Source organism: Kocuria salsicia, from assembly GCF_007681555.1.
In the GTDB taxonomy this organism is placed as follows: domain Bacteria; phylum Actinomycetota; class Actinomycetes; order Actinomycetales; family Micrococcaceae; genus Kocuria; species Kocuria salsicia.
Window position 1 is genome coordinate 766,422 of the sequence record NZ_VELE01000001.1, and the last position, 15,613, is coordinate 782,034.

The 15,613-nt window shown below is 71.5% G+C and carries 19 protein-coding genes; 8 read left to right on the forward strand and 11 right to left on the reverse strand.

What is annotated here, in order from left to right; genetic code table 11:
- Nucleotides 1-25: 25 nt before the first annotated feature.
- From FS770_RS03475 to ppk2, 3 genes are all read right to left on the reverse strand, one after another.
- A complete protein-coding gene (locus tag FS770_RS03475; protein ID WP_244944713.1) occupies nt 26-1,237 on the reverse strand; it encodes a PepSY-associated TM helix domain-containing protein in 1,212 nt (403 codons plus the stop codon).
- A gap of 79 nt (nt 1,238-1,316) precedes the next feature.
- Nucleotides 1,317-1,547, reverse strand: a complete 231-nt coding sequence (locus FS770_RS03480; protein WP_244944714.1) for a hypothetical protein — start codon at nt 1,545-1,547, stop codon at nt 1,317-1,319.
- Between the two features lie 26 nt (nt 1,548-1,573).
- The gene (gene ppk2 / locus FS770_RS03485) at nt 1,574-2,485 is read right to left on the reverse strand and encodes a polyphosphate kinase 2 (protein WP_172644385.1); all 912 of its coding nucleotides are present in this window, start codon (nt 2,483-2,485) and stop codon (nt 1,574-1,576) included.
- Nucleotides 2,486-2,717: 232 nt separating this feature from the next.
- Here ppk2 and FS770_RS03490 point away from each other — a divergent pair, with 232 nt between their 5' ends.
- Nucleotides 2,718-3,749, forward strand: a complete 1,032-nt coding sequence (locus tag FS770_RS03490) for a 6-phosphofructokinase (protein WP_144941729.1) — start codon at nt 2,718-2,720, stop codon at nt 3,747-3,749.
- A gap of 123 nt (nt 3,750-3,872) precedes the next feature.
- Here FS770_RS03490 and ygfZ read toward each other — a convergent pair whose 3' ends face one another.
- The 3 genes from ygfZ to FS770_RS03505 form a co-directional block, all read right to left on the reverse strand.
- Complete coding sequence (gene ygfZ, locus FS770_RS03495; protein WP_144941727.1) at nt 3,873-5,132, reverse strand: CAF17-like 4Fe-4S cluster assembly/insertion protein YgfZ; 1,260 nt, start codon at nt 5,130-5,132, stop codon at nt 3,873-3,875.
- On the reverse strand, nt 5,129-5,746 hold the full coding sequence (locus tag FS770_RS03500) for a nitrobindin family protein (protein ID WP_055085600.1): 618 nt from the start codon (nt 5,744-5,746) through the stop codon (nt 5,129-5,131). Before FS770_RS03500 ends, ygfZ begins: the two co-directional genes overlap by 4 nt.
- 115 nt (nt 5,747-5,861) lie before the next feature.
- On the reverse strand, nt 5,862-6,470 hold the full coding sequence (locus FS770_RS03505) for a hypothetical protein (RefSeq protein ID WP_094394968.1): 609 nt from the start codon (nt 6,468-6,470) through the stop codon (nt 5,862-5,864).
- Nucleotides 6,471-6,760: 290 nt separating this feature from the next.
- Here FS770_RS03505 and FS770_RS03510 point away from each other — a divergent pair, with 290 nt between their 5' ends.
- The 7 genes from FS770_RS03510 (at nt 6,761) to asd (ending at nt 12,499) form a co-directional block, all read left to right on the forward strand.
- Entirely contained in the window at nt 6,761-7,450 is a 690-nt protein-coding gene (locus FS770_RS03510) for a response regulator transcription factor (protein ID WP_055085596.1), read from the forward strand.
- A 32-nt stretch (nt 7,451-7,482) separates the two neighbouring features.
- A complete protein-coding gene (mshD, locus tag FS770_RS03515) occupies nt 7,483-8,394 on the forward strand; it encodes a mycothiol synthase (RefSeq protein WP_055085594.1) in 912 nt (303 codons plus the stop codon).
- An 81-nt stretch (nt 8,395-8,475) separates the two neighbouring features.
- Nucleotides 8,476-9,426 (forward strand): NUDIX hydrolase, encoded by a 951-nt coding sequence (locus FS770_RS03520; protein ID WP_144941725.1) that lies wholly within the window; start codon nt 8,476-8,478, stop codon nt 9,424-9,426.
- Between the two features lie 38 nt (nt 9,427-9,464).
- Entirely contained in the window at nt 9,465-10,286 is an 822-nt protein-coding gene (locus FS770_RS03525; RefSeq protein ID WP_055085589.1) for a thymidylate synthase, read from the forward strand.
- A complete protein-coding gene (locus FS770_RS03530) occupies nt 10,283-10,951 on the forward strand; it encodes a dihydrofolate reductase (RefSeq protein WP_244944715.1) in 669 nt (222 codons plus the stop codon). Before FS770_RS03525 ends, FS770_RS03530 begins: the two co-directional genes overlap by 4 nt.
- 39 nt (nt 10,952-10,990) lie before the next feature.
- Nucleotides 10,991-11,335, forward strand: a complete 345-nt coding sequence (locus FS770_RS03535; RefSeq protein WP_144941723.1) for a GNAT family N-acetyltransferase — start codon at nt 10,991-10,993, stop codon at nt 11,333-11,335.
- Nucleotides 11,336-11,362: 27 nt separating this feature from the next.
- Nucleotides 11,363-12,499 (forward strand): aspartate-semialdehyde dehydrogenase, encoded by a 1,137-nt coding sequence (gene asd / locus FS770_RS03540; RefSeq protein WP_144941721.1) that lies wholly within the window; start codon nt 11,363-11,365, stop codon nt 12,497-12,499.
- 120 nt (nt 12,500-12,619) lie between these two features.
- Here the strand turns inward: asd and FS770_RS03545 are convergent, their stop codons facing one another.
- The 5 genes from FS770_RS03545 to FS770_RS13655 form a co-directional block, all read right to left on the reverse strand.
- A complete protein-coding gene (locus tag FS770_RS03545) occupies nt 12,620-13,024 on the reverse strand; it encodes a PGPGW domain-containing protein (RefSeq protein WP_144941719.1) in 405 nt (134 codons plus the stop codon).
- A 16-nt stretch (nt 13,025-13,040) separates the two neighbouring features.
- Nucleotides 13,041-14,156, reverse strand: a complete 1,116-nt coding sequence (locus FS770_RS03550) for a UDP-N-acetylmuramate dehydrogenase (RefSeq protein WP_144941717.1) — start codon at nt 14,154-14,156, stop codon at nt 13,041-13,043.
- A gap of 10 nt (nt 14,157-14,166) precedes the next feature.
- Nucleotides 14,167-14,649, reverse strand: coding sequence for a MaoC/PaaZ C-terminal domain-containing protein (locus FS770_RS03555; RefSeq protein ID WP_145009901.1), 483 nt, complete (start codon nt 14,647-14,649; stop codon nt 14,167-14,169).
- A complete protein-coding gene (locus FS770_RS03560; protein ID WP_145009904.1) occupies nt 14,646-15,095 on the reverse strand; it encodes an FAS1-like dehydratase domain-containing protein in 450 nt (149 codons plus the stop codon). The genes FS770_RS03555 and FS770_RS03560 overlap by 4 nt, the downstream gene beginning before the upstream one ends.
- A gap of 138 nt (nt 15,096-15,233) precedes the next feature.
- Nucleotides 15,234-15,383: a hypothetical protein gene (locus tag FS770_RS13655; protein ID WP_186366673.1), complete on the reverse strand. Its 150-nt coding sequence runs from the start codon at nt 15,381-15,383 to the stop codon at nt 15,234-15,236.
- Nucleotides 15,384-15,613 lie beyond the last annotated feature (230 nt).

The window sequence follows — 15,613 nt, forward strand, 5'->3', positions numbered from 1 at the left end:
GGCCGAGCCCGAACGCGGAGGCCGCTCAGCCGCGCGCGGCGGCCCCCGTGCGGCGTCGTGCCAGGGCGGCGAGCAGCAGGTGCACCGCGAGGAACCCCAGCAGGGAGATCCCGAGCAGCGGCAGGAACACGCCGACGGCCACGGTCACGAGGACCAGGACCGGCCACAGCCACGCGGGTGCCGCCCGCAGTGCACCGCGCGGAGGCAGCGGACCGAGCTGCGCCGCCGCGGAACGGGTGGGACGGCGGCGCCACCACATCGCGTAGCCGCTCACCACCAGCACGACAATCGCCGCGGCGAGCGCGAGCAGCACGAGCTGGTTGGGCAGCCCGAACAGCAGCCCCATGTGCGCGGCCACGGCCCACTGCGCGAGCTTTGCCGGCAGGCTCCACTCGGAGAACCGCACGTGGTCGGTGACCTGCAGGTGGTGCGGGTCCACGGCCACGCTGTCCACCTGGGTGGGCCAGGAGCGCTCGTTCTCGGAGACCGTCCACGCCGCGCCGTCCGAGGCGGCCGGCTTGATCTCCACGGTCTGCGCCTCCAGCCCCTCCTGCCGCGCCGTCGCGAGCACAGCGTCGAAGGAACCGGGTGCCGCGGCCGGCATGTGGTGGCCGTGGTGGTGCTCGGCGTGCTCGTCCACGGGGGCCGCGCCGGAACCGCCGGACCCGCCGCCCAGGTCCGTGGCCACCTTGGGAGTGGTCCAGCTCAGGGCGAGGGCCCACAACCAGGTGGCCGCCAGCTCGCTGCAGAGCCGGCCGGGGCCCCCGAGCAGCAGGTCCCGGTGCACCGGTCGATGGTGGTGCGCAAGGGCAGCGCGCCGCTGGTGCCGTACTCGGTCATGCCACTTTTTACGCGACCCGTGCCGGGGGTCGACGAACACGGCGCGGGACTCCCCGGTGCCCAGCGCGGGGTCCGCGAACATCACGTGTGTGGTTCCGCCACCGGATGCGGGACGCACGTTCACCGGTGACTCGGTCGTGCCCACGACCCGCTGCGCCGTCTCGACCTGCCGGTCCAGAGTGCGCGGCTCGGAGAAGACGGTGCTGGTGAACGCGTCCGCGTAGACCGCTCTCCCGAACTTCGGGGTGAACACGTACAGGGTGCCGGTGACCGCGGCGACCACCAGGAAAGGACCCACGAGGATACCGGTGCAGACGTGCAGGCGGCGCAGCAGCCAGGCAGTGGTGGGGTGCGGGCGGGCCCGCGCGGACGCTCGCGCGTTCAGGGTCGTGGACATGGTGAATCACCTCTCGACGAGAACGGACCGGTGCCACCCCGGGGACAGTGCGTCCGGGGTGGCACCGGGAATGGACCGCTCAGATCGAGAGAGCGGGCGGTCCTCGTCGGGCTATGACGCGCACCGGTGACCAGGTGCGCGGGGGCAGGAGATGGGCCTGGGGAACGGGGCGCAGCGCGTGCCACGGCACGAGCACCGCGCGCAGCAGCTCCACCGCGGTGAAGAGCACGTGCACGGCGGCCGCCACGAGGCGCCACCAGCCGTCCTCGGAGTGGCGCAGGAGGACGAACGCCGCGACTGGTGCCGCCACGTGGGCCCGCAGCATGGGGCTGGCGCTCAGTCGTCCACGGCGTCGCGGCCGCGGCGCACGATCAGCGGATCCGGCGGGTACACCACGGAGGTGTCCTTGTCCTCGTAGTCGAACTGGTTGAGGAAGAAGCGCATGGCGTTGAGCCGCGCCCGCTTCTTGTCGTTGGACTTGATGGTGATCCACGGGGCGTGGTCCGTGTCCGTGCGGCGGAAGGTCTCCTCCTTGGCCACGGTGTAGTCCTCCCAGCGGTCCAGGGAGGCGAGGTCCATGGGCGAGAGCTTCCAGCGGCGCACCGGGTCGATCTGGCGGATCGCGAAGCGGGTGCGCTGCTCGTGCTGGGTCACCGAGAACCAGAACTTGGTGAGGTGGATGCCCGAGTCCACGAGCATCTTCTCGAACACGGGCGCCTGCAGCATGAAGCTCTCGTACTGCTCGTCCGTGCAGAAGCCCATCACGCGCTCCACGTTGCCGCGGTTGTACCAGGAGCGGTCGAAGAGCACGATCTCCCCGTTGGTGGGCAGGTGCTGGATGTAGCGCTGGAAGTACCACTGGCCCTGCTCGCGGTCCGAGGGCTTGTTCAGCGCCACCACGCGGGCCGCGCGGGGGTTCAGGTGCTCGGTGAAGCGCTTGATGGTCCCGCCCTTGCCCGCGGCGTCGCGGCCCTCGAAGACGATCACGTGCTTGAGGTCGTTGTCCTGGCCCCAGTACTGGAACTTCAGCAGCTCGATCTGCAGCTGGTACTTCTCGAGCTCGTAGTCCTCCCGGGACATCCGCTCGTCGTAGGGGTACCCCTCGCGCCAGGTCTCCACGGCGCTTCCACCCGGATCGATCAGGTCCGGGTCCGGCGACTGCCCGTCCCGCACCGTGTAGCCCTGGTCCACGAGCTTGTCGATGAACTCGCGCAGGTTCTCCCGCGCCGGTTCTTGCTGGGCGGTCATGGCGTCCTCCTGGTGACCTGGCGGAGCGAACGTCTCGTTCACTGTTCTCGGTCCCGATCTTAGTTCCCCGCCTCCCCCGACGGCGCACGGGCGCCACCCCGCGAGTGTCCCGCCCCGCGACGTCGTTCCCGCACCCGCGAACACCCCGTGGCACCGCGCCGTCGGGCCCGTGGCTCACTAGAATGGAGGAGCCAGGCACCACCCGGAACCACACAGGAGCACTGAGGTAGACATGCGAATCGGGCTTATGACCAGCGGCGGGGACTGCCCCGGACTCAACGCGGTGATCCGCGGCGCGGTGCTGCACGGCATCAAGTCCTACGACCACGACTTCGTCGGCTTCCGGGACGGCTGGCGCGGCGTGGTGGAGGGCGACATCATGGAGCTGCCCCGCCAGAGCGTCCGCGGTCTCGCGCGCCAGGGCGGCACGATCCTCGGCACCTCGCGCACCAACCCGTTCGACGGCCCCAACGGCGGCCCCGAGAACATCGCGAAGGTGCTGGAGCGCCACCACATCGACGCCGTGGTGGCCATCGGCGGCGAGGGCACCCTGGCCGGGGCCAAGCGCCTCGCGGACGCCGGGCTGCCGGTGGTGGGGGTCCCCAAGACCATCGACAACGACCTCCAGGCCACGGACTACACCTTCGGCTTCGACACCGCCGTCTCGATCGCCACGGACGCCATGGACCGGCTGCGCACCACCGGCGAGTCCCACCACCGCTGCATGGTTGCCGAGGTCATGGGCCGCCACGTGGGCTGGATCGCGCTGCACTCCGGCATGGCCGCCGGCGCCCACGCGATCCTGATCCCGGAGTTCCGCGTGCACATGGAGCAGGTGGCCGAGTGGGTCCGCGAGGTCCACGACCGCGGGCGTTCACCCCTGGTGGTCGTCGCGGAGGGCTTCATCCCGGACGACCGCAAGGAGGCCATCGCGGGCAAGGGCACCGAGGCGTCCGGCCGCCCGCGGCTCGGCGGCATCGGCGAGTTCGTCACGCAGGAGATCGAGGACATCACGGGCATCGAGACCCGCAACACGATCCTCGGCCACATCCAGCGCGGCGGCGCCCCCACGGGCTTCGACCGGGTCCTCGCCACGCGCCTGGGCATCGGCGCGGTGACCATGGCCACCGAGAAGCAGTGGGGCAAGATGTGCGCCCTGCGCGGCACGGACCTCGTGCGCGTGGACTTCTCCAAGGCGCTCGACGGGCTCAAGGTGGTCCCGCAGGACCGCTACGACGAGGCCAAGGTGCTCTTCGGCCGCTGATTCCGACGACGTCTCACGGGCCGGTCTTCCCCCGAGGGCCGGCCCTGCTCGTATCCGGGTCCCGGGGCCGTCCAGCCCGCCGTGCGGGGTGTCACCGCCCCGCCGGGGTCCGTGACGGTGTGCTCAGATGCGCATTCCGCCGCCGCGCGGGCCCCGCATGAGGCCCTGCGCGCGCCCGACCACCGAACCGGCGTCCGGGGGAACGATCACGGTCTGGGAGGCGGCCCACTCCTCGCGGGCCGCCCCGGCAGCGGTGGGCTCCTGGGTGGCGGCCGCACCGGAAAGGTCCGCGGGTTCCGCCTCGCTGCCCTCCGCGCCGTCTGTGGCGGGTGCGACCACGTCGCGCACCGTGAGCACCGCGGCCGGGTCCACCGACCGCTTGAGCACGGCCAGGGCGATCGGCCCGGCCTCGTGGTGCAGCTGGGCCGCGGTCACGCGCCCGACGACCTTCCCACCCGACTCCACTGTGGCACCGGTCTCCGGCAGGGTGTGCTGGGAGCCGTCCAGGTCCAGCAGCGTGAGCCGGCGGGGCGGGTGGCCCAGGTTGTGCACGCGGGCCACGGTCTCCTGGCCCTTGTAGCAGCCCTTGGACAGGTGCACCGCGGTGCGCATCCAGTCGAGCTCGTGGGGAATGCTCTTCTCGTCCGTCTCGGCTCCCCACCGGGGCCGCCACGCCTCGATCCGCAGGGCCTCCGCGGCCCAGGAACCGGCATGGCCGATGCCGTCCTCGCCCAGTGCTGCGACGACCCGCTGCAGCGCGGACATCGGCACCAGGTGCTCGTACCAGGAGCGGTCCTCACCGGGGTGCGCCTCGGTGTCCGCGTACGGGTGGCCGCCGGGGGCCACGCCCGGCCACGGGTCGTGCCACACGAGAACAGCGGGGGCGGCGCCGTCGACGTCGCCCAGGGCCGTGGCGAGCTGCTCGCCGAGATCGCGCGTGGCGGCGAGCACCGCCCAGTCCGCGCTGACGTCCGTGACCGTCACCCGCAGGGCAAAGCGCATGGAGTCCAGCCAGCCGGCCAGTCCCGGGGCCTCGTCCGCCTCCGCGATCAGCCAGGTGGTCTCGCCGTCGTCGAGCACGTGCGGAGCGAACTCCACACGGCCCTGCACGCTGAGAAAGAGGGTTTCGGTGCTCTGCCCGGGCTGCAGCCCGGTGAGCACCTGGGAGGAGAGGGTGGTCAGCCAGCTCAACCGGTCCGGTCCGGCCACGGTCACGACGCCGCGCTGGGACTCGTCCACGACCGCCCGGCCGCTCGCGAGGGCCCGCTGCTCCCGCACGGGATCGCCGTAGTGGGCCGCGACCCCCGCATCCAGGCCACCCGCGCCCACGGCTCCGTGGTGCTGCAGGAGTGCGGAGGTGTACGAGGGTGCTGCGTCAGTCACTGTTCGGGATCGACCTGTTCGAGTTTGGTGAGTTCGGCGGACGCGTGCGTGGCCAGTTCGTGCCCCTGGGCGGCCATGTCCCACGCCCACATGAGGTGGTTGTTGACGAGGCCGTAGAGACGGGTGCCGGAGAGGTACTCCTTGGCACCCTGCGCGCGGATCACGGCGTCCGTGGTCAGCTCCACGCGGGGGCCCTTGATCTGGCCGAGGTAGAGCTCGGAGATGCCGCCGGGCTGGGAGATGGTCACGGAGATGTCGAAGCCGCCGTCCGCGTTGCGCAGCTTCTCGACGTCCTCCGCGGAGGTGATGACCGGCACGGGGTCCGGGGGCAGCATGCCGGGGCCGATGTCACCGTCCTCGCGCGGGCGCGCCAGTTCCCAGAAGCCCTGCTCGTAGGTGGCCTCGCGCTGCGGCTCGCCCTCTTCGTCGAGGAGCGTGGTGCGCGCGCGGTAGACCAGGAACGGCAGACCGGTCTGCTCGAACGTGACCCGCTGACGGAAGGCGCGCTGCTCGGCGTCCCCGTAGCCCATGAAGCCGTTGCCCTCCCACGTGCCCAGGAGCCACGCGAAGGGAACGAGTTCGGGTGTCAGATCAGACGGGATCTCGATCGGCACGGCTTACATCTGCCCCTTGAACAGGCTGAAGATGACCTTGAGCGAGATGCCGAGGATGGCCAGACCCGCGAGACCGAGGAGGACGAGGTAGAAGATTTCGAGACCAAGCATGGGCTCACGCTACCACGGCGGCGAGCACCTGACCGGTGAAGACGGCGACCATTCCGAGCAGCGCCACGGGTGTCACGCCCAGGGTGATCATGCCCCTGCGCGGCAGGTTCTCCGGGGCCGCGGAGATCACGCGCGCGCCCGCCACCACGAGGATCAGTGTGAGCGGCGCCCCCACCCCGGCCACGGTGAGCCAGCCGGTCAGCCCCCGCTCGTGGGCAACCCCCGCGAAGGCTATCCAGCCCGAGGACGCCACGGCCGCCAGCACACCCGTCACGGAGGCCAAGGCGGACTCCAGCCGGTACTTGGCACCCTCGCCGCGCACGAGCTCCGCGACGCACGCGGCCATGAAGGACACGCCGATGATCGCGGGAAGCCAGACAAGACGCTGGGAGGGGTAGAGCTGCACGAGCAGGCACGCGAGGGTCCCGGCGGCGGCGATCAGCACGTTGTGGCGGCGTCGCGCCTGGATCCCGGCCGCCGCGGGCCAGCCGAAGCCAATCGTCACAGCCATGCCCACGGACACCACCAGTGGGGCCCACGACCCGAGCACCGCGGCGCCCAGCGCGAGGACGAGCGCCACCACGGCGGCGACAATGATGCGCGCGTACGTCATGTGCGGGGGTCCTTCGGGCCGGGGCGGGTTGCTGTGCTGCACCTCAGCCTAACGGCCTCGCCTCCAGCACCGGGCCAGGCGCCCCGCCCGGACCAACCCGGGTAATCAGGCGGTCGCTGGGGTGGTGGCCGTGGGCAGACCCGGTTCCACGGACCGCACCTCGGCCCGGACGCGGGCCCGCCGGTGCAAGCCACCGGCGACCGGGTGGCACGTGCTACCGCTCCTATACTGGAGCGGTCCTCGGCTGGCCCCGCGCGGGACCGGCCACCCCCGTCCGAGCGGATCCCACCGTGTCCCACATCGCCCTGCTCAGCCCCGCAGCCGACGCCGCGGCGACCGCGCTGCCTGCGCTGGAGCTGCTCTCGCACCGGGTGGACGTCCACCCCCTCGAGGCCACGGGCAGCCTCACCGGCCCGCGCCGCCCGGACGTCGTGGTCCTGGACGGCACGCACAACCTCGTGGCCGCGCGCAACGCGGCCCAGGCGCTGTCCGCCCGCGAGCGCACGCTGCCCGTGCTGCTCGCCGTGACCGAGGGCGGGATGGCGGCCGTGGCGGCGTCGTGGTGCGTGGACGACGTCGTGCTGAGCACCGCCGGTCCCGCCGAGGTCGAGGCGCGGCTGCGGCTCGTGAGCGCCGGGGGCGGGGCGGGCGCCGCCACCCATGACGACAGCGTGATCCGCGCCGGCTCCGTGCTGATCGACGAGGACACTTACACCGTGAAGGTGGGCGGGCGCCCCCTGAACCTCACGTTCAAGGAGTTCGAGCTGCTGAAGTTCCTCGCGCAGAACATGGGCCGGGTCTTCACCCGCCACCAGCTGCTCTCGGAGGTCTGGGGCTACGACTACTACGGGGGCACCCGCACCGTGGACGTCCACGTCCGTCGGCTGCGAGCCAAACTGGGCTCCGACCACGAGCACCTGATCACCACGGTGCGTAACGTGGGCTACAGCTTCGCCGGGGGCCGGGAACAGACCCCCTGACCACGCGAGCCCGCCACAACGAGGAGACAACCATGGCCGTGACAGTAACCCCGTACGAGAACGTCCCCGATCCGGAGGACCTCGTTGCCCTCGCCCAGCGGGCCGAGAGCGTGGACGGCGAGCCGCCGTTCTCGGACCAGACTCTCGTGGACCTCCGTTCCGGGCGCGCCGGCGTGAGCTGCGTGACCGCCACGGACGGTGGCACCCTGGTGGGTGCGGCCGTTGTGGTCCCCCAGCCGGACGCCGCCTCCACGTTCACCGTGGAGCTCGTGGTGGACCCCGAGCACCGCAACCGCGGGGTGGCCACGGCCATCGGCGGTCAGCTGCGCGCCATGGTGGACGGCACCGTGGAGGCGTGGGCGCACGGCAACCAGCCCGCCGCCCAGCGCCTCGCGGAGCTCTACAGCCTCAGCCCGGTGCGCGACCTCTACCGCTACAAGCGCGCCGTCGCCGGGGCACAGGACGTTCCCCTGGACGTGACGCTGCCCGACGGCGTGCAGATCCGTCCGTTCGAGGTGGGCAGGGACGAGCAGGCCTGGCTGCGCGTGAACTCGGAGGCCTTCGCCCAGCACCCGGAGCAGGGCCGGCTGACCCTGGGGGACCTGCAGGAGCGGGAGAACGCCCCGTGGTTCGACGCCGCGGGCTTCCTGCTGGCCGTGCGCGCCGAGGACCCGGACACCGTGCTGGGCTTCCACTGGACCAAGGTCCACCCGGCCTCGGGGGACGGTGCCGCGATGGGAGAGGTCTACGCCGTGGGCGTGGCCCCGGAGCAGCAGGGCTCGGGCATGGGCCGCGCGCTCACCGCCGCGGGCATCAACCACCTGGCGGAGCAAGGCTTGGACGAGGTCATGCTGTACGTGGACGCTGAGAACACCTCGGCGGTGGCGCTGTACGAGTCCCTGGGCTTCGAGCGCTGGCACGTGGACGTCATGTACCGCGGCTGAGCGCGGATAGCATCATTACCGAAATCCCCGCCCGCGGCTCGCGGGCGGGGGTGTTGGGTCTCGGACGACGGAGAACGGAACATGGCAAAGAACTCCCCCCCGGGCAAGTACGACATCCTCGCGGCGGGGTGCCTGTGCTGGCGGGTCGTGGACGACGAGCTGCAGGTGCTCGTCATCCACCGCCCCCGCTACGACGACTGGTCCTGGCCCAAGGGCAAGCAGGACGACGGCGAGACCCTCCCCGAGACGGCGGTGCGGGAGCTGCACGAGGAGACCGGGCTGCGGATCTGCCTGGGCGTGCATCTCGCGGACTCCGTCTACAAGGTGCGCCGCAACCTCAAGCTCGTGCGCTACTGGGCCGCGGAGGTCGCCCCCGGCGTCAAGGCCGCGCCGGAGGACGACGAGGTGGACCGCATGGAGTGGGTCACCGCGCAGCGCGCCCGGAAGTGGCTGACGAACAAGGACGACGTCGCTCCCCTGGACGAGCTGGTCCGGCTGCACTCGAGCGGGTCCCTGGCCACCCGCCCGGTGATCGTGATCCGCCATGCCAAGGCCAAGCCGCGCTCCTCGTGGCAGCGCGCCGAGGGGGACCGGCCGCTCGCGGCCACCGGCAAGCGCCAGGCCCTGGCCGTGACCCGGTTGCTCGCGTCGTGGCAGCCCCAGCGCGTGGTCACCTCACCGTGGCTTCGCTGCATGTCCACCGTGGTGCCCTACGCCAAGAAGCACGGCGTGAAGGTCAAGGAGCGGGCCCAGCTCACGGAGGCCACCCACAAGCGGCATCCCAAGCGTGCCGCGATGGTCACCGAGCAGCTCTTCGAGACGGACCGTCCCGTGGTGCTGTGCACCCACCGCCCCGTGCTGCCCACCGTGCTGAGGGTGCTCGGCAGGCACATGCCACCCGCCCTCGCGGAGCAGCTCCCGGACGCGGACCCGTACCTCAGTCCCGGGCAGATGATCGTGCTGCACATGCCCCGCGGCGCGCAGCGCTCCCCCGCCGTGGCCTTCGAGGTCATCTCTCCGTTCGACGACTGACCCGGCCACCGCGGCGTCGTCGTCCTGAAAGGAAACCCATGCCCACCATTCCCACCCCGTACGAGGACCTCCTGCGGGACGTGCTCGAGAACGGGACCCGCAAGACGGACCGCACGGGCACCGGCACGCTGTCCGTTTTCGGGCGCCAGATCCGCTACGACCTCTCCGAGTCCTTCCCTCTGCTGACCACCAAACGGGTGCACTTCAAGTCCGTGGCGCTGGAGCTGCTGTGGTTCCTCTCCGGCTCGTCGAACGTGCGGTGGCTGCAGGAGCGCGGCGTGAGCATCTGGGACGAGTGGGCGGACGAGGACGGTGAGCTCGGCCCCGTCTACGGGGTGCAGTGGCGCAGTTGGCCGGCCGGGCACGGCGAGAGCATCGACCAGATCGCGCGCGTGGTGGAGTCCATCCGCACCACCCCGGACTCCCGCCGCCACCTGGTCACCGCCTGGAACCCGGCGGAGGTGGAGAAGATGGCGCTGCCCCCGTGCCACGCCCTGTTCCAGTTCTACGTGCAGCCCCGCGAAGAGGGCCCGGACGCCCTGAGCTGCCAGCTCTACCAGCGCTCGGCGGACCTGTTTCTGGGCGTGCCGTTCAACATCGCCTCCTACGCGCTGCTCACGGTCATGGTGGCCCAGCAGTGCGACCTGGTGCCCGGCGAGTTCGTGTGGACCGGCGGCGACTGCCACATCTACACCAACCACGTGGAGCAGGTGGCCACTCAGCTCTCCCGTGAGCCCTACCCGTACCCGCGGCTGCGGCTCGCCCGGCGGCCGGAGTCCATCTTCGACTACCGTTACGAGGACTTCGAGGTGCTCGACTACCAGCACCACCCCGGCATCAAGGCACCGGTGGCGGTGTGAGCGCGCACGACACGTCACGGTCGCCCCTGATCGGGGGGATCTGGGCGCAGACGCCGGGCGGGGTGATCGGCGTGGACGGTGGGATCCCGTGGCACCTCCCGGAGGACCTCAAGTTCTTCGCGCGAACCACGATCGGCCACCCCGTGGTCATGGGCCGTCGCACGTGGGAGTCCTTCCCGGAGCGCTTCCGGCCGCTGCCCGGGCGCCCCAACATCGTGGTCACGTCCCGCCCGGAGTCCGTCCCCGCGGACGGCGAGCATGTCTGGGCAGTGGACTCCTACGCCACCGCGCTGCGCCTGGCGGTGTCCCTCACAGAGGATCCCCTGGCAGGGCACGACGGCGCCCGCTCCCCCGGCGGGGGCCGGGTCGCGAAGTCCACGAGCGGCGTCGTCGGCCCCCGCGGCGGTGATGGAGCAGACGCACCCGAACCCGCCCGGGAGATCTGGGTGATCGGGGGGCCGGGCGTGTGGCGCGAGGCCGCCGCGCACCCGGAGCTGCCTCTGACCCGCGTGCTCGTGACCACAGTGGACATGGACGTCCCCGGGGACACCCACGCCCCCGGGCTCGACGACGCGTGGCACCGCACGCAGGTCGAGGGGTGGACTCGGGCCGGCAACGGCACCCGGTTCCGGATCGACGAGTACGACCGCGAGCCCATGGGATAGCGTGATCTTCCACACACCCGAACGATCGGAGGCCCCACCGTGACGAGCGAGAATACCCCGCAGGTCAACCCGAGCCCGCAGCTGCGGATCGTCCCCAACCACGACGCCTCCCGCTACGAGCTGTGGGACGGGGAGCAGTACATCGGCTTCCTGGGCGTGGAGCTGCTGGAGGACGGCACCGTGGACCTGCAGCACACCATCATCTCCGAGCAGTTCGGCCGCCAGGGCTACGCGCGCACGCTCGTGACCCGGGTGCTGGACGACTACCGCGAGCGCGGGGTGAAAGTCCGGGCCACGTGCAGCTACGTCCAGGACTACATGGACCGCTTCCCCGGCTACCGGGACCTGCTGGTCACCAGTTCCGGCCCGGGGGCCCGGGGCTGAGCCGGCGCCGCCGGTAGAGTGGTGGGCATGACTTCACAACCCACCACTGTAGGTATCATCGGGTGGCGCGGCATGGTGGGCTCCGTGCTCATGGACCGGCTGCGCACCGAGAACGACTTCGCGGGCCTGGACCCCGTGTTCTTCTCCACGTCCAACGCCGGGGGCGCCGCGCCCACGGTCGAGGGCGCCGGGGACGCCGGGATTCTGAAGGACGCGTACGACCTCGACGAGCTGGAGAAGCTCCCCGTGGTGGTCACCACGCAGGGCGGAGACTACACCAAGGCCGTACACGGCGACCTGCGCGCCCGCGGCTGGGACGGCATCTGGATCGACGCAGCCTCCACCCTGCGCATGAACGACGACGCCGTGATCGTGCTGGACCCCGTGAACCGGGACGTCATCGACTCTGCCCTGGAGCGCGGTGTGAAGGACTTCGTGGGCGGCAACTGCACGGTCTCGTGCATGCTCATGGGCCTGGGCGGGCTGTTCCGCAACGACCTGGTGGAGTGGGCCACGTCCATGACCTACCAGGCGGCCTCCGGCGGCGGTGCCCGGCACATGCGCGAGGTGATCCAGCAGTTCGGGGACATCCACGGTTCCGTGGCGGACGAGCTGGCAGACCCGGCCTCCGCGATCCTTGAGATCGACCGCGCGGTGCTCGCCAAGCAGCGCAGCGGCGAGCTGGACGCCACCCAGTTCGGGGTGCCGCTCTCCGGGTCGTTGATCCCGTGGATCGACGCCGACCTCGGCAACGGCCAGTCCCGCGAGGAGTGGAAGGCTCAGGCGGAGACCAACAAGATCCTGGGTCGCGGTGCAGACAGCACCATTCCGGTGGACGGGCTGTGCGTGCGGATCGCCGCCATGCGCTCCCACTCGCAGGCACTCACCATCAAGCTGCGGGACGAGGTTCCCGTGGCGGAGATCGAAGGCCTGCTCGACGCGGACAACGAGTGGGCCACCGTGGTGCCCAACACCAAGGAGGACTCCATGCGAGACCTCACCCCCGTGGCAGCCTCCGGCTCTCTGCAGATCCCCGTGGGCCGCATCCGCACCATGAGCATGGGCCCACAGTACGTCTCCGCATTCACCGTGGGCGACCAGCTGCTGTGGGGTGCTGCGGAGCCCGTGCGCCGCATGCTGAAGATCGCGACCGGAACGCTCTGACCCGCCCCGCGCCCGGGACGAGGGCGCTGTGGGCACCTCGGAGTTCCGAGCGGCGCCAGCACCGGGGCCGGGGGCGTCGACGAGCGCCACGGCGTCGAGACGGCGTCGTCAGGCGAGGGGCTAGGAGGCTTCTGGGGTCTCGGCACGCAGGTGCCGGGGCCCCTGCTTCTGTGTGCGGGGCCTGTCACGGGCCCGGCGGTAGCGCCGCTCCGCGACCAGGTTGGTCCACCACCGCCACACGCGCAGGGCCGCGCGCTTGATGCGCAGGTTGAGGCGGTGCGCCCACTCGAACTCGGTGCCCCAGATCCCGATCCCCAGGAAGATGGACAACCATCCCGGGCCGGGGGTCACGAGCATCACGATCCCGGCGAGCACGAACACCGTGCCGAGCACGATCACCGTGGCCTTGTGGAGCACCCGCAGAGCGGGGTGCCGGTCCGAGGCCACGCGCATCCGCAGCACGAACTGGTGGACGAGACCGCCCTGCTCGCCGCGTTCGATCTCCTCGTGCAGCCCGGAGCTCACGGCCGGCCCACCGGCGTCACAGGGACAGCCCGAGCAGCACGGGCTCAGGCACCAGGGTGATCCCGAAGACCTCGGCCACCCCGCGCTGCACGGTGCGGGCCACGGCGGCGACCTCCTCCCCCGTGGCGGAGCCCCGGTTGGTCACCGCGAGCGTGTGCTTCGTGGACAGCGAGGCCCGGCCCCCCGCCACGGCAGCGCCGTCCAGGTCCAGCAGCTCGTTGCGGGTTCCCGGCAGGCCGAAGCCCTTGCCGAAGCCCGCGTGGTCGATCAGCCATGCCGCCGAGAACTTCACCGCACCGGGCACCTCGTGGCCCCGGGCGTCCAGCACGGGGTAGCGCGGGGCGTCCGCGGGGATCCAGTCGGTCAGTTCTTCCTGCGCCACCACGGGGTTCGTGAAGAACGACCCGGTGCTGAAGGTGTCCCGGTCCTCGGGGTCCAGGACCATGCCCTTGCTCGCGCGCAGCCGCAGGACGGTCTCGCGCACAAGCTCCAGCGGTGCGCACTGCCCCGCCTCCACACCGAGGGCGGTCGCTAGCTGCGCGTAGCGCACAGGCAACGACTCGTCCTGCCGCCGCAGCCGGAACGTCACGGACAGCACCACGTAGCGGGGGGACCCCGCGTTCATGCTGCGCTTGAGCGCCGAGTCGCGGTAGGAGAACTCGAGCTCCTCGAAGCCGAAGGTGCGCTCGCGCCGCTCCTCGCGGTCCCACGTGCGCACTCTCTCGATGGTCTGGGAGACCTCTGCGCCGTACGCGCCCACGTTCTGCACGGGGGTTGCGCCCGCGGTGCCGGGGATCCCCGCGAGGGTCTCCAGTCCGGCGAGCCCCTGCGCCACGGTCTCGCGCACGACGTCGTCCCACGGGTGCCCCGCGGCAACCTCCACGAGCACCTGGCTGTCAGCTTCGTCGACGACGACGACGCCGCGCGAGGCCACGTGCACGACCATCCCCTCGAAGGGCTGCTCGCAGGCCAGGATGTTGGACCCGCCGCCCACGAGAAGCACGTGTTGCGCGGCGTCGTCGGCGGCCGCAACCGCGGACAGCAGCTCCTCCTCGGAGCCCGCCTCCACGAGTGCTGCGGCGGGTCCGCCCACGGCGGTGGTCGTGAGGTCGGACAGGCGCAGAGCATTCATGAAAGCAACTCTATCCGGGGAACCTCACGACCGCCTGGGCCTTCACAAGGACCTTGAGTGGCTTCGCGGTGGCGGGGTCCGCGTCTGGCTCCGAGAGGTCCGGCGCGGTGACGGTGAGGTCCACGCGGGCGGTGCGGGCCTCGGCGTCGACGGCCCCCACCACGCCGCTCACGGTGAGTGCCGTGCTCGGGGTGACGGTGGTGTCGAACGCGTTGGGGACCACCACGGGCTTGGTGAAGCGGGTCTGGTAGTCCACCACGGCCCCGGCATCACCCGCCCACTCGGTGACGAGACCCACCGCGGCACCCATGGTGAACATGCCGTGGGCGATCACGTTGGGCAGACCCACGGAGCGCGCGAACTCCTCGTTCCAGTGGATGGGGTTCCGGTCCCCGGAGGCCCCGGCGTAGGCCACAAGGTCCGCACGGGACACCCTCACGGTGCGCTCCCCCACGGACTGGCCCTTCTCGACGCTCTCGAACTCCACGTTCACTGCTCCTCACCCCTCACCAGCAGGGACGACACGGTGGTCGCGACCTTCTCGCCGGCCACGGTGGTGACCTCCACGCGGGAGGTGACCATGGCCCCGCCGCCCAGCGGGCGCACGGCGTCCACGGTCACGGCGGCGGTCAGCTCGTCCCCCGCCACGATCGGGCGGTGGTGCGTGAAGCGCTGGTCCGCATGCACCACGCGGGAGAAGTCGATCCCGGCCTCGGGGTCGTTCACGAGGGCGGCGTCCGCCTTCTGGGAGACGACGATCGCGAACGTGGGTGGCGCCACGAGGTCCGCGTACCCTGCGGTCTGCGCCGCGGCGACGTCGTAGTGGGTGAGGTCCGTGGCTTTCACGGCCGCCGCGAACTCGCGGATCTTCTCGCGACCCACCTGGTACGGCGCGATGGAGGGGTAGGTCCTGCCCACCACGTCTGCGGATACGGCCATCTTCTCCTCGATTCGTCACGGGGTTTCGGGCCCAGCCTAGCCGGTGGCCGGGCTGGGTCTCTGGTCTCTGGTCTCTGGTCTCTGGTCTCTGGTCGCGACGGTGCCCGGGGACGTCAGCGATCCGGGGAGGTCCGGTGCTCAGCCGGTGCGGCCGGTCGCGCCCGCGGGGTGCCCCGTGTAGAGCTGCCCGCTCCAGCCCACGTTGCGGCAGGAGACCACCTCGTACCCGTTCGTGGCCAGGAGCTCGCGAAATCGTCCGTCGGTGCGCGTCCAGCAGCCGCTGCGCACGCTCGTCCGTGCGGGGGGTGAGCTCCATGGCCAGGACCACCGCGTCGAAGGACTCCTGCGGTGCGCCGTGGGAACCGCACTCCTCGTCGCCCGGCAGGGGTGCGTGGTCGATCCGGGGGTGGGGCGCGTGCCGACGGCGCAGGACCTCCAGCTCTGCGGGTTCCTCGAGCACCGTGACCCGCCGCTCGGGCTGCTCCCGGACGAAGAGCTCCGCGAGCTCGAGGCGGGCC

Coding starts and splice junctions, on each gene's coding strand:
- FS770_RS03475 (WP_244944713.1), bottom strand. CDS start 1,237: ATGTCCACGACCCTGAACGCGCGAGCGTCCGCGCGGGCCCGCCCGCAC.
- ppk2 (WP_172644385.1), bottom strand. CDS start 2,485: ATGACCGCCCAGCAAGAACCGGCGCGGGAGAACCTGCGCGAGTTCATC.
- FS770_RS03490 (WP_144941729.1), top strand. CDS start 2,718: ATGCGAATCGGGCTTATGACCAGCGGCGGGGACTGCCCCGGACTCAAC.
- FS770_RS03505 (WP_094394968.1), bottom strand. CDS start 6,470: ATGACGTACGCGCGCATCATTGTCGCCGCCGTGGTGGCGCTCGTCCTC.
- mshD (WP_055085594.1), top strand. CDS start 7,483: ATGGCCGTGACAGTAACCCCGTACGAGAACGTCCCCGATCCGGAGGAC.
- FS770_RS03520 (WP_144941725.1), top strand. CDS start 8,476: ATGGCAAAGAACTCCCCCCCGGGCAAGTACGACATCCTCGCGGCGGGG.
- FS770_RS03525 (WP_055085589.1), top strand. CDS start 9,465: ATGCCCACCATTCCCACCCCGTACGAGGACCTCCTGCGGGACGTGCTC.
- asd (WP_144941721.1), top strand. CDS start 11,363: ATGACTTCACAACCCACCACTGTAGGTATCATCGGGTGGCGCGGCATG.
- FS770_RS03550 (WP_144941717.1), bottom strand. CDS start 14,156: ATGAATGCTCTGCGCCTGTCCGACCTCACGACCACCGCCGTGGGCGGA.
- FS770_RS03560 (WP_145009904.1), bottom strand. CDS start 15,095: ATGGCCGTATCCGCAGACGTGGTGGGCAGGACCTACCCCTCCATCGCG.